The sequence below is a fragment of the Mucilaginibacter sp. UYNi724 genome (assembly GCF_054057495.1).
Window position 1 is genome coordinate 144,574 of the sequence record NZ_JBSRZI010000006.1, and the last position, 13,244, is coordinate 157,817.

Sequence of the window (13,244 nt, forward strand, 5' to 3'; positions counted from 1 at the left end):
TCACGAAACACAGCAGCATGGACGCTGCAAAAGCCTTAAAGTCAAGCGTGGACGCTTGATTCGGCCAAAAAATCTTTAAAAATACTTTAATGCCCAATCATAAATTAACGATATACCAACTGCTGCCACGATTATTCGGCAATAAAAATACTACCAACAAGTTTTACGGATCGGTTGAAGAGAACGGCGTTGGTAAACTTAACGGTATTACAGATAAAGCCCTTTTCGAGATCAAAGCAATGGGTTTTAGCCACGTTTGGTACACGGGTGTTATCGAGCATGCCACCATGACGGACCATTCCGCTCAAGGCATAAAAGCCGATGACCCCGACGTGGTGAAAGGCCGCGCCGGCTCGCCGTACGCCATTAAAGACTATTACGATATTGCTACAGACCTTGCCGTAAACCCGGAGTTCCGAATTTCAGAATTTAAGGAATTGGTTGGCCGTTCGCATAAAAACGGGCTGAAAGTTATTATCGATTTTGTGCCCAACCACGTTGCCCGTACGTACGCATCAGACGTGAAGCCCGATGGCGTGAGCGATATTGGCGAAGACGATGACAACAGCCTGCACTTTTCGCCAGATAACGATTTTTACTATATCCCCGGTCAGCCGTTTGTAGTGCCGGGTGGCTATAACCCTGGTGGCGATGAATTTACTTCGCCGCTAAAGGATGGTAAGTTTGACGAGTTCCCGGCGAAGGCAACTGGCAACGATGTTTTTAATCCTGCGCCATCCATCAATGATTGGTTCGAGACCATTAAACTTAATTACGGTGTTTATTACCTGGATGGAAAGAAATCCTACTTCGACCATATCCCGCCGCTGTGGCTTAAAATGCTGCACATATTAAGCTATTGGGCAGATATGGGAGTAGATGGTTTCCGTTGCGATATGATAGAGATGGTGCCTGTTGAGTTTTGGGCCTGGCTTATCCCGCAGTTAAAGGGAACTTATTCCGGTCTTATTTTCATCGGCGAAGCTTACGATAAAAACCAATACAATAACTATATCCATAACGGCGGGTTCGATTACCTTTACGATAAGGTTGGTTTATACGATGCCATCCGCAGGTTAACCTGTGCAGAACCCGGTGCATCCACCTGGGAAATCAACGCCGTGTGGAACAATCATTGCAAAGGCATCGATCAGCACATGCTGCGCTTTATGGAAAACCACGATGAGCAGCGCATAGCCGGTAAAGATTTTGCGCATGATGCCAATTACGCCATACCGGGGATGATAGTGAGCGCTACTTTGTCAACCGGCCCGGTGATGATATACAGCGGGCAAGAAGTAGGAGAGCCGGCCGCGGGCGCAATGGGGTTTAGTAGTGACGACAGCCGCACCACCATATTTGATTATTGGGGTGTGCCCGAGCACCAAAAATGGATGAATAACGGCGCGTTTGATGGAGGAGGCTTGTCTACGGAACAAAAAAAAATGCGTGGTTTTTACAGCAAGTTGCTCAATATCATTAAAGACAACGAGGCCTTTGCCGGGGGCGAGTTTTACGAACTGATGATAGCCAACGAGCAGCAACCCGGTTTTGATACCATGCTGTATATTTACCTGCGCTATACATCCAGCCAAAAAATACTGGTTGTAGCTAATTTTAACCGTACCGAACGTGCCATCAGTATAAAAATACCTGTGGAATTGCTTTCACAATTTGGCCTTACGGGCGGGGCAAGTTTTACAGAAATGTTAACCGGCGATATTATAAATACAGCCGATATACATAGCGGCATCCCTGTTTTATTAAAAAGCAGCAGTGGGTTATTATTGCAATTTTAAACTTTACGGAAACAGGCGTGCAGGTACTGGTTGCCATACAGTACCTCGATTTTTTCGGGTTTCCCGGCTAAAAATTCATCACAGGCTAATTTAACGCCGGGGGCTACATTGTGGGCAACGCCATTTTCTACGGGGTCGTTGTAGTCCATCAAGATACAAACGGCGCCCTGGGTCATTCGTGGGTATATGCTTTCAAGGCAGTGCAACATCACCTTTTTATGTGCTTGTGGGTCGCCGCCAAAACCGCAGTCGATATGTATAAACGATAGTTTTTCGGGCAACTTCACGGGTAGCGTGTCAAAAAAATCACCCTTATGTATTATTGGTAGCTGCAGGCCGGCGTTGCCGAAATTCTCTTTCAGTTTATCTTCAATATCGCCCTTAAATTTAAACGATACACCAAAGGTATCATACACATGCAGCTTTTTATCAGACCCGCGTAACTCGATAACCTTTTCAAAAAGCACTGCGCACTGGCCCGTAAATGTGCCCAATTCTATCACGTCGCCAGAGATATTGTTCAAAATTACGTTGTTAAGCAAATGATAGTAGTTTATCCGTTGCTCAACTGTATTCATGTCAACGCTGGTATCAAGCTGTTGTACATTATAGCCGGTTTTTAAATACCTTAATCCCTTGTTAACGAAATTCATTAACGGCGAATTTTTTCGCCTGTTAACAGAGTAGGGTGGCTGAGTGATAAAATAATTATTCATTTGGCAACTGGTTGGGTTGTTTAGCCTAAGTTATTAAAATATTCCTAAAAACATTAACTGACAGCAAAAAGCTGATAATTGGCGCAATTATGGCATACAATTTCAGGAAATAATCGTTTATTAGCTGTTACCAAAATTAATTAGCTGATATATTAATCGTGCTTTGCAGGGCTTTTAGGCCCGGCGGCATATTGAATACATAGAACATGGCAGAAAACGTACCTGACCCAAACCCGGAACTTTTAACGGCGAAATTGCTGCAGGTGGAGGATTTGATAGAAGAGGATGAAGAGTTTCACCACTTAAATAACCCCGCCGATGGTATAAAACCCATTGTTAAAAAGTACCTGGGCATCCCCAACCACGCAGAACAATCAGGCAACAAAATATTTTTTACCGATGGCGATGCCAGGGTAGAGGTTACCATAGTGACCAGCGAGATCATCCGTGTGCGTTTAGCGCCACACAGCGTTTTTCTTGAAGAATTTTCGTATGCCGTGCCCGAGCTTCCAAGTAAGCCGGTGGAGTTTACCTTGCTGGAAAACGAGCATGAATTTAGGGTTGCTACACCGGCCGTGAATTGTCACATCCGCAAGCAGGATTTCTTTATCTCGTTTTCGGATAAGAATGACCACGTAACCAGCGCCGATGCGGTGCCGATGCACTGGGAAGAGAATACCCAGTTTGGCGGTTACTACGTGTTTTGTACCAAAACCTGCGAGCAGGAGGAAAGCTTTTTTGGCCTTGGCGATAAGGCTACCGAATTTAACCTGCGTGGCAAACGCTTAAAAAACTGGAATACCGATGCCTATTCGTTCGGTTTTAACCAGGATCCTTTGTACCGCTCTATTCCGTTTTACATCAGCGTAAGCGATAATATTGCCCACGGCATTTTCTTTGATAATACCTTTAAGGCACACTTTGATTTTGGCGCCGAAGACCCAACCAAGGTGAGTTTTTGGGCTGATGGAGGCGAGTTGCAATACTACTACATCCACGGCCCGCACATGATGGATGTGGTGAAAAATTACCACCTGCTTACCGGTACGCACCCTATGCCGCCGCTTTGGGCGCTGGGTTACCACCAATGCCGCTGGAGCTATTATCCCGAAAATAAAGTAAGGGTAATTGCCAACGGGTTCCGCCAAAACAGGATCCCTTGCGATGGTATTTACCTGGATATCGACTACATGGACGGCTACCGCTGTTTTACATGGAGCCCTAAATATTTTCCTAATCCTAAAAAAATGATAGCCGACCTGGCTGCCAACGGGTTTAAAACGGTTGTTATTATTGACCCCGGCATTCGTGTGGATGATAATTATTCGGTTTTTAAAGAGGGTAAGGAGAAGAAATATTTCTGCCGCCGTTGCGACGATTACTTTATGGAGGGCCACGTTTGGCCGGGCCGCTGCCAGTTCCCCGATTTTACCAATCCAGAGGTACGCGCCTGGTGGGGCGACTTGTTCGACGAATTGGTTGAAACAGGCGTTGCCGGTGTTTGGAATGATATGAACGAGCCGGCCGTATTCGGGTCGGGTACATTCCCGGATGATGTACGCCACCAGTATGACGGCTATCGTGGGTCGCACCGTAAGGCGCACAATGTTTACGGGATGCAAATGGTACGCGCCACTTACGAAGGTTTGCGCAAGCAAATGAAAAACAAGCGCCCGTTCACCATTACCCGCGCGGGTTACTCGGGCGTTCAGCGTTACTCATCCGTTTGGACGGGGGATAACGTAGCATCGTGGGAGCATTTGAAACTGGGTAATATCCAGCTGCAAAGGCTTTCGATATCTGGTATCTCTTTCTGCGGAACAGATATTGGCGGTTTTAGCGGCGAGCCGGATGGCGAACTATTTACCCGCTGGATCCAGATGGGGACTTTCTCGCCGTTTATGCGCGCACACTCGGCAGGTGATACCAAGGAACGCGAACCATGGAGCTTTGGCGAACCATTTACTGCCATCAACCGTAAATACATTGAGCTGCGTTACAAGTTGCTGCCATATTTATATTCGGCATTTTGGGAGCACCACCGTTACGGTTTTCCTATATTAAGGCCTGTGGTAATGCAGGAGCAGGAAGTGGCATCAAACCATTTCCGCCAGGATGAATTTACTTACGGCGATAAGATCCTGATCTGCCCTGTACTGGAGCCGGGCCAAAAAAGCCGCAAGGTGTACCTGCCAAAAGGTAAGTGGTACGATTTCTGGAGCCTGGAGATGGTAGATGGCGGCACCGAAGTGAGTGTTGCCACCCCGCTGGATATTATGCCGATCTTTGTGAAGGCAGGGTCGGTTATCCCAGAATATCCCGTAATGCAATACACCGGCGAAAAGGAAATTGAGGAAGTAAAACTGAATATCTACTACAGCGATTACGAGGTAAACTCGTTCCTGTTTGAAGATTATGGCGAAACCTTTGCCTACGAGCAGGATATTTACCTGGAGAAGAAATTTGTAGTAAATGGTGATGCAGGCAAGATGACCATTAAGCAAAGTATGGAGGGTTTATACACCCCACGCTACGAGGGCTATCATATTAAACTGAATGGCTTGCCGTTTAGTCCATCAAAAATTGTGGCCGATGGCAAAGAAGTTGCGACCATCAACTTTAATCCCGATAAAACCTACGAGTTTAAATTCAGTAAGAATTTTAAACAGATTGAGATATTTAAATAGGCACTTAGCAGGTTTGCAACAGAAAACTTTGGAGATGTTAGTGGAATGACTATCGAGAGTAAGCTTTATATTGTTGACATACCTAATAAAACAGGTGTAATTTTTTTTATAGTAGAAGGGCAAAAATATATTTAGTCAGGAATATTAAGTTGTTAGCTTTTGATTTTATTCATGAGAAATATGAGCCAGATACACCAACGATATAATTTATTGTTTGCTAATGGAATTTTTAGAAGTCATGTTTATAAAACTTGTGAGCTAATAAATATTAACGCCAATCCTACATACGTTAATTTAAGTACATATCTGCTTTATTTGCAATTTATTGAAAATATAAATGAATTTGCACTACCTGAAATTGAAAAATTCTTAAATGGACTTCCTTACGATAACATTAGTCAGGAGACAGTCGAAATTGTATTAGGGCAAAAGAATGTCGAGATACGATGGAATAGTACAACTGAAACTGTTCCTATGAACGATTTTAAAGATGTATTAAAAGAGTATGCTGATTTTTTACAGGCACCCCCATTAGATGGCTCGGCTGTATGTTTTTGGCGTGCACTTTTTGGTCAAATCTTAAATAGCCAAGGGTAATTGTTTTTATATAAACATCTGCGGTTATTGTACGTTCAATAATGATATATTTGGATGCAGGGGAATTACCAATTCCCTTACCTAATTTAAACCGGCGAACCAACGGCTATCTACTATGGCAAAAAAAACTGTAAAACCCGATACTGAAATAACGGAACCAAAACCTGTTAAGGCAAAAAAAGAAACCAAGCCAAAAGCCGTTAAAACAACCGCCCCAAAAGCGGATGAAGCTCCGTTAGCCAAAAAAGCATTAGCGACAAAACCGGCGGAAAAAAAAGCAGTAACAACAAAAAAGTCAACAACTTTAGCGATCATCGCGAATACCGAGGTTAAAGCCGTTGAGCCATACAGCCGTTTTACCGATTTTGATATCGACCTGTTTAAATCCGGCAAGCATTATAAGCTTTACGAAAAACTGGGATCGCACGTGGTGGAGCATAAGGGTGTTGTGGGTACTTACTTTGCCGTATGGGCGCCAAACGCGCAATACGTAGCCGTAATAGGTAACTTTAACGGCTGGAACAAAGCTTCACACTCGCTGAATTATCGATGGGATGCCTCAGGTATCTGGGAAGGTTTTATCCCGAACATCGGCGTAGGCGAAACCTATAAATATTACATCAAATCATCAACGGGTGAAGACCTTGAAAAAAGCGACCCGTTTGCCCTGCGTTGGGAATTGCCCCCGCGTACCGCATCCATAGTTGCCGATACCTTTTACGAGTGGAAGGACCAGGACTGGATGGCAAACCGTTACCAGTACACCGCGTTAGATAAACCATATTCTGTTTACGAGATGCACCTTGGCTCTTGGGCACGTAGTCCCGAAAGCCCCGAAGAATTTCTAAGTTATCGCCAACTGGCAGATACTTTGGTGCCTTATGTGAAGGAAATGGGTTTTACGCACGTGGAGTTTATGCCTTTGATGGAGCACCCGTATTACCCGAGTTGGGGCTACCAGATCACGGGTTTTTTTGCGGCATCGTGCCGTTACGGTACCCCGCAGGACCTTATGTTCTTGATAGAGGAGTTCCACAAAGCAGGCATCGGTGTGATACTGGACTGGGTGCCGTCGCATTTCCCCGGCGATGCGCATGGGCTTTATAACTTTGATGGTACGCACCTTTACGAGCATGCCGACCTGAAGAAAGGCTTCCACCCGGATTGGAAATCATACATATTCAACTATGGCCGTAACGAGATCCGCGCGTTTTTAATAAGCAACGCGCTGTTTTGGCTGGAGCGTTACCATATAGATGGGTTACGTGTGGACGCCGTAGCATCTATGCTTTACCTGGATTACTCGCGCAACCACGGCGAGTGGGACCCTAACGAATTTGGCGGTAACGAAAACCTGGAGGCGATTTCTTTCCTGAAAGAACTTAATGCCACTGTTTATAGCAACTTCCCGGATGTGCAAACTATCGCGGAGGAATCTACCTCGTTTAAAGGTGTTAGCCGCCCGGTTTACACAGGCGGCCTGGGCTTTGGTATGAAATGGATGATGGGCTGGATGCATGATACGTTGGATTATTTCGCGCACGATCCCATCCACCGCAAATACCACCAAAACCAGCTAACGTTTAGTATGGTATATGCCTTTACGGAAAACTTTATGTTGCCATTCTCGCACGATGAGGTGGTTTATGGTAAGGGGTCTATGCTGAACAAAATGCCCGGCGATGATTGGCAGAAATTTGCCAACCTGCGCCTGCTTTACAGCTTTATGTACACGCACCCCGGCACTAAACTGCTGTTTATGGGCAGCGAATTTGGGCAGGTTGCCGAGTGGGATTACAAAAAATCGTTAGACTGGCACTTGCTGGAGCATACAAGCCACAACGGGATTAAAGAAGCGGTTAAAGCTATTAATAAACTCTATAGATCTGAACCTGCGCTTTATGAAAAAGCCTTTGACTGGAACGGGTTTGAGTGGATAGATGCCGGGAATATGGATGATTCAGTCATCGTTTACACGCGTAAAGGTGTAGAAAGGGATAACGATCTGGTGATTGTGCTAAACATGACCCCGGTTGTGCATCATGATTACCGCATAGGTGTACCCGCAGCCGGCCAATGGCAAGAAGTATTTAACTCGGACGCCGAAAAATTCTGGGGGACGGGCCTCATCAACTTCGACCCGATAACTACTGAAGAAAAATACTGGCACGGCAAAGATAACTCGATGCTGGTGAAAACGCCGCCGTTGGGTTCCGCGATATTTAAGCTCATAACAGCGCCTGCATCAACAGAAACAAAAATCTAAAAAGCTGAAATAATATGGCCGGTAAGTTTTTTTATTTATACCTGATAGGGGGTACCGTTGCCCTTGCTTTACTGATCTATAGCATCATAGCCGCCTATCCGGATTTTAACCGCAACGGCGCGTTCTTTTACGTGATACCAACGCTGCTGCTTTATTACATGGCCTATAAAACCTGGCATGTGAAGAATGATAGCGAGTTGATGTAAGTAGTCGCGGCTGCGTTAAGTGTCCACACTTAACGCAATGTTCGGGTAACGTCCACGCTTACGTTAGAAACAGCGTAGGACGCTGAAATTGTTTAGGTTTAAGCGTGGACGCTTTAACCGGCGTTGCTCAAAAATATCGTCATCGTGCCCACATTAACCGCACCGGAAAAACATATCATCACCAGTTACCCCTTAATAACCATTGATGGCGGCAAGCCCACCATGATAGAGGTCCACGAGGCTAATGGGGTTGACGTCATCATAGAGGATGCTTTCCTGCTTCCTCACCGCAAGGATTATTATTTTTTCGCTTTTGTAGAAGAAGGCCACAGCCGCCATTGGATCGATTTTACATCGTACACCGTAAAGCCGGGGCATTTCTATTTCACTGTTCCGCAACAGATCCACTTAAAGGAAGAAAGCACTCCCGTTAAAGGCTACATCGCCGGTTTTACCGAGAAGTTTTTATCGCTGGAAGAGAACCGCATGCTGCGACAATTACCTGTTATACAAAACCCTGCCGGCGCGCACGAACTGGCGTTAAACGAAGCCCACGTAGGCTACATAAGCGACGTTATGCGCAAGATGACGGATGAATATAAGACGGGTGGCGCTTGGCAAAATCAAATGCTGGCTTCATGGCTTAGGGTGCTTGTTATTTACCTCAGCAGGATCTATACCGAGCAGTTCGGCGAAAGTAAAATAACAAAAAACCATTGCCTGCTCAAAAACTTCCAGGAACTGATAGGGGAGAACCATACCCAACTACATGATGTTGCCGCTTATGCCAACTTGCTTAACCTTACGCCCGGATACCTTAACGATGTGGTTAAACAACAAAGCGGCAAAACCGCCATCAGCCATATTCATAACCGTTTGGTGGTAGAGGCGAAACGTAAACTGCTTCACACCGATCTATCTGTTAAACAGGTTGCCGATGAGTTGGGTTTTGAGGACGCGGCATACTTCAATCGCTTTTTTAAACGACTAACAGAGAGTACCCCGATAGCGTTTCGGCAGCAAATCCGTGAAATGTACAGTTAATGCCCTGCTATGTGCAATGGTTGTGGGCTACCACCGCCGTACATTTGTGCTATGGAAAAACAGACAGTATTAATAACCGGCGCCAATAAAGGTATTGGCCTGGAAACCGCCCGCCAACTGGCAACCGCAGGTTACCATGTTTTTTTGGGTTGCCGCGATAAACAACGTGGCGAGGAAGCTGTGTCGCTACTGCACAGTGAAGGTTTAAATGATGTTGAATTTGTTCAGATTGATGTGGTAAGCTAAGAATCTGTAAAGCAGGCATTTGATAGTTTGTCTAAAAAGATCGATCATCTGGATGTGCTGATCAATAATGCAGGCATCCCCGGCAGTTTCCCGCAACCTGCTACAAATACCGCTACCGATATTTTCAGGGAAGTATTTGAAGTGAACGTTTTTGGTGTTGCCCGTGTGTCCAGGATTTTTGTTCCGATGATGCAAAGCGCGCCAAACCCAAGGATAGTGAATGTAACGTCAGACCTTGGCTCGCTTGGCCTGCATACCGATAAAACATGGAAGCATTATGATGTGAAAACAGCTGCTTATGGCCCGTCTAAAAGCGCATTAAATGGTTATACCATTGCTTTAGCTTATGAGTTGAAAAACTTTAGGGTAAACGCTGTTAATCCGGGTTACACCGCAACAGATTTTAACAACAACCAGGGCTATAAAACAGTGGCGGAAGGTGCCGCGCCAATTGTGCAGTACGCCATGATAGATAAAGATGGCCCAACCGGTGGCTACTTTAGTGATTATGGTGTTACGCCGTGGTAAGGTAAATTAACCATAACCGTCATTGCGGGGCACGAAGCAATTCCCTACTGACAGAGCCGCTCTGCATAGCAAATAGATTGCTTCGTGCCTCGCAATGACGTTTTTTTACTACTCGTCTTCTAACAATCTTTTCGTTTCCTCCAGCCTGGCTATCTCTTCTTTTGGCAAAACGGGGTATTGCAGCTTAAGGTCCTTAAGTGTTTGCAATATTATTTTAGATATGGCTATCCTGGTAAACCATTTTTTATCGGCAGGTAAAACATACCATGGGCTATCGTTAGTGCTGGTTTCTTTAATAGCAGTTTCATAGGCCTTCATGTAATCATCCCATAATTGGCGCTCCTTGATATCGCCAGATGAGAATTTCCAATTCTTTTCAGGGTCTTCTATACGTGCCAAAAAGCGTTCTTTTTGTTCGCTTTTAGACAGGTGTAAGAAAAACTTAATAATCACGGTTCCGTTGGTGCTTACATGCTTTTCAAAATCGCGGATGCTATCATATCGTCGTTCCCAAAATTTTTTGTCAATACTTTTCACATCTGCAACACCCGGGATGTTCTCTTTCAGGATAAATTCGGGATGAACTTTGGTAACCAATACATTTTCGTAATGCGAGCGGTTATGGATGCCAATTCTACCACGCTCTGGCAGGGCCTTATAATGCCGCCATAAAAAATTATGTTCGTAATCCTCCGTGGTTGGTTGCTTAAAGCTGTACACCTGGCAACCCTGGGGATTTAAGCCCGACATGGTGTGTGCTATCGCGCTATCTTTACCCGCAGCATCCATCGCCTGGAAAATCACCAGCAGGGAGTGGCTGTTGGCTGCATATAATTCATTTTGTAATTTAGCTGTCTCTTTAATAAGCTCCGTTAATAACTCCTCGGCTTCGTCCTTGTCGTAACCAGCCGTATCATCAGTGTCAAAATCTTTTAGCTGAAATTTTTTGGTGTTGGTTATTTTAAAGCGGTTTACAATATCTTTCATAGGTAAGGTTATAAGCAAAAAATCGGGAAGAATGTTTGAACTCGGTTAGTGTTGAAAAATCAACCCCTCAAAACCATTTGTTTTGAGGGGTTAGAAGCAAGGCTTGTGATCTTCAAATTACCAGATCCTTATCCGCTCGTTTTCGGCTTTATAGTTTTTATCGCCGGGCTTAATATCAAATGCCTTGTAAAAAGGGGCAAAATTCATCAAAGGTCCGTTTACACGCCATGTGGCCGGTGAGTGGGGATTGGTGTTTACGTAGGTGCGCAAAAAGGCATCCCTTGTTTTAACCCGCCAGATCCGGGCTATCGACAAAAAGAAACGCTGATCTGGCGTAAAGCCATCTATCTTATCACCGCTTTTACCTTGCTCTGTCATTTTAAACGCATCGTACGCGATAGCTACCCCGCCGTTATCTGCCGTGTTTTCACCCAATGTTAACGGCCCTTTGATGTGTACCGTGTCTAATACAGTGAACGAGCTGTACAAGTTAGAAAGCTGGGTGTTTTTTCTTTAAACTTTCGGAGATCTTCTTTAGTCCACCAGTTTTTTACGTTGCCATCTTTATCAAATTGGGCGCCCTGGTCGTCAAATGCATGTGTCATCTCATGGCCGATCACCATACCGATCCCGCCGTAATTGATAGCATCATCTGCCGTGAAATCGAAATAAGGATATTGAAGGATGCCCGCCGGGAATACAATTTCGTTTACAGGTGGGTTATAATAAGCCGTTACTGTTGATGGCGTTGTTCCCCATTCTGTTTTATCAACCGGCTTATTTAGTTTTGCCAGCTCAAATTGATAATCATTTTTATTAAGCGATAATATATTCTCAAAGAATTTTGTCCTGCTAATCTGTACCTTATCGTAGTTGCGCCACTTATCCGGGTAACCTATCTTCTTCGTAAAAGTATATAGTTTCTCTATGGCTTTTTTCTTTGTACTATCACTCATCCAGTCTAACTGGTTGATCCTGTTTTCGAAGGCCTTTTGCAAATTGTTAACCAATGCGAGCACGCGCTTTTTGGCATCTTCATTAAAATAGCGCTTTACATACAGTTGCCCTAAAGCCTGCCCTAAAAGATTATCTACGTTGGCCGTCATGATCTGTCTGCGGGATTTTTGTGTATCCTCTCCGGACAAAACCTTATTGAATGCAAATGACGCGTTAACAAAAGGCTGGCTAAGCTTGTCGGCATAGTTTTGAAGTGTGGCGGCTTTTAAATAAGCTTTCCAGTTGGCAATGCTTACAGTTCTGAGCATTGCATTCAGCTTATTATAATAAGCGGGTTGGGCCATATCCATAGAATCTGTTTTTGCCCCCAACTTCGCCAGTAAAATCGGCCAGCCTATATTAGGCTGGGTTTTCGTTATAGCAGTTATGGCTACTTTATTGAAATTCGCATTTATATCCCTTAGTTCGACATTGGTTTTACTGCCCAAAGCCAATTGTTTTTCAATGCCGTAAACGATACTTGAATTTTTGATCGCTAAGGCACGGGCACTTCCCGTTAATTGAAACAAAGTTTGAAGATAAGTTTTATAGGCTTTTTGAACCTGAAGCGTTGCCGAATCGGTTTTTAAATAATAACCCTTTTCAGGTAAACCGGTACCGCCCTGGTAAACGTGGGCAATATTTATCGAGCTGTTTTTATTATCGGGAGATATGCCGAAGCTGATCACCGACCGGTTGCCCGAAGCCATCTCCACAGCTACAAACTTAAGAAGTGCCGGTATGCTGTTTATAGCATCGATACGCGCCAGTATGGATTTGACGGGCTCGTAGCCCCTGCGGTTAATAGTTGCCATATCCATACCCGAAGCGTAAAAATCTCCTACCTTTTGTTCTATGCTGCCTGATGTGTTCTTAGCTTTTGAGGCGCTATCCAGAATGTTTTGCAATAAGCGCTTTTGGGGAATGTTCAGAAAGGAGTAGGAGCCCACACCTGCCTGGTCATTATCTATCTTTACGGTATCGTACCAGCGCCCGTTTACGTATCTAAAGAAATTGTCGCCCGGCTTAATAGCGGGGTCCAGGCCGGGTACATCTACAAAAGCTTTGTGCTGGGCCATTGCATATTGGCTTACGCTAAAAAGCGTTGATATTAAACATAACGTAAATAGTTTTTTCATAAAAAAGATTTGCTTAAAGGTAATGAATGTAGA

At 44.7% G+C, this 13,244-nt stretch carries 8 protein-coding genes and 2 pseudogenes; 7 read left to right on the forward strand and 3 right to left on the reverse strand.

Annotation, left to right across the window (positions count from 1 at the left end; genetic code table 11):
• Positions 1-89: 89 nt before the first annotated feature.
• On the forward strand, positions 90-1,799 hold the full coding sequence (locus ACVW0P_RS10945) for an alpha-amylase family protein (protein WP_457132125.1): 1,710 nt from the start codon (positions 90-92) through the stop codon (positions 1,797-1,799).
• Here ACVW0P_RS10945 and ACVW0P_RS10950 read toward each other — a convergent pair.
• On the reverse strand, positions 1,796-2,452 hold the full coding sequence (locus ACVW0P_RS10950; RefSeq protein ID WP_457132126.1) for a hypothetical protein: 657 nt from the start codon (positions 2,450-2,452) through the stop codon (positions 1,796-1,798). The genes ACVW0P_RS10945 and ACVW0P_RS10950 overlap by 4 nt on opposite strands.
• 269 nt (positions 2,453-2,721) lie before the next feature.
• Here ACVW0P_RS10950 and ACVW0P_RS10955 point away from each other — a divergent pair, with 269 nt between their 5' ends.
• The 6 genes and pseudogenes from ACVW0P_RS10955 to ACVW0P_RS10980 all read left to right on the forward strand — a co-directional run bounded on the left by ACVW0P_RS10955 (position 2,722) and on the right by ACVW0P_RS10980 (position 10,089).
• Positions 2,722-5,202: a glycoside hydrolase family 31 protein gene (locus ACVW0P_RS10955; RefSeq protein ID WP_457132127.1), complete on the forward strand. Its 2,481-nt coding sequence runs from the start codon at positions 2,722-2,724 to the stop codon at positions 5,200-5,202.
• Positions 5,203-5,382: 180 nt separating this feature from the next.
• Positions 5,383-5,799, forward strand: a complete 417-nt coding sequence (locus tag ACVW0P_RS10960; RefSeq protein ID WP_457132128.1) for a hypothetical protein — start codon at positions 5,383-5,385, stop codon at positions 5,797-5,799.
• Positions 5,800-5,914: 115 nt separating this feature from the next.
• Complete coding sequence (gene glgB / locus ACVW0P_RS10965) at positions 5,915-8,065, forward strand: 1,4-alpha-glucan branching protein GlgB (RefSeq protein WP_457132129.1); 2,151 nt, start codon at positions 5,915-5,917, stop codon at positions 8,063-8,065.
• 14 nt (positions 8,066-8,079) lie between these two features.
• On the forward strand, positions 8,080-8,271 hold the full coding sequence (locus ACVW0P_RS10970; RefSeq protein WP_354431196.1) for a hypothetical protein: 192 nt from the start codon (positions 8,080-8,082) through the stop codon (positions 8,269-8,271).
• Between the two features lie 144 nt (positions 8,272-8,415).
• Positions 8,416-9,315, forward strand: coding sequence for a helix-turn-helix domain-containing protein (locus ACVW0P_RS10975; protein ID WP_457132130.1), 900 nt, complete (start codon positions 8,416-8,418; stop codon positions 9,313-9,315).
• Positions 9,316-9,366: 51 nt separating this feature from the next.
• A pseudogene (locus ACVW0P_RS10980) lies at positions 9,367-10,089 on the forward strand (SDR family oxidoreductase).
• 108 nt (positions 10,090-10,197) lie between these two features.
• On the opposite strand, the gene ACVW0P_RS10985 reads toward ACVW0P_RS10980, so the two are convergent.
• Together ACVW0P_RS10985 and ACVW0P_RS10990 are read right to left on the reverse strand one after the other, a co-directional pair.
• A complete protein-coding gene (locus ACVW0P_RS10985) occupies positions 10,198-11,076 on the reverse strand; it encodes a polyphosphate kinase 2 family protein (RefSeq protein WP_457132131.1) in 879 nt (292 codons plus the stop codon).
• Between the two features lie 117 nt (positions 11,077-11,193).
• Positions 11,194-13,211, reverse strand: a pseudogene (locus tag ACVW0P_RS10990) (M13 family metallopeptidase).
• Between the last annotated feature and the right edge of the window lie 33 nt (positions 13,212-13,244).

What these genes read in the sequence shown, in the direction of transcription:
- ACVW0P_RS10945 (WP_457132125.1), top strand. Translation starts at nt 90, where the DNA reads ATGCCCAATCATAAATTAACGATATACCAACTGCTGCCACGATTATTC.
- ACVW0P_RS10955 (WP_457132127.1), top strand. Translation starts at nt 2,722, where the DNA reads ATGGCAGAAAACGTACCTGACCCAAACCCGGAACTTTTAACGGCGAAA.
- glgB (WP_457132129.1), top strand. Translation starts at nt 5,915, where the DNA reads ATGGCAAAAAAAACTGTAAAACCCGATACTGAAATAACGGAACCAAAA.
- ACVW0P_RS10985 (WP_457132131.1), bottom strand. Translation starts at nt 11,076, where the DNA reads ATGAAAGATATTGTAAACCGCTTTAAAATAACCAACACCAAAAAATTT.
- ACVW0P_RS10970 (WP_354431196.1), top strand. Translation starts at nt 8,080, where the DNA reads ATGGCCGGTAAGTTTTTTTATTTATACCTGATAGGGGGTACCGTTGCC.
- ACVW0P_RS10960 (WP_457132128.1), top strand. Translation starts at nt 5,383, where the DNA reads ATGAGCCAGATACACCAACGATATAATTTATTGTTTGCTAATGGAATT.
- ACVW0P_RS10950 (WP_457132126.1), bottom strand. Translation starts at nt 2,452, where the DNA reads ATGAATTTCGTTAACAAGGGATTAAGGTATTTAAAAACCGGCTATAAT.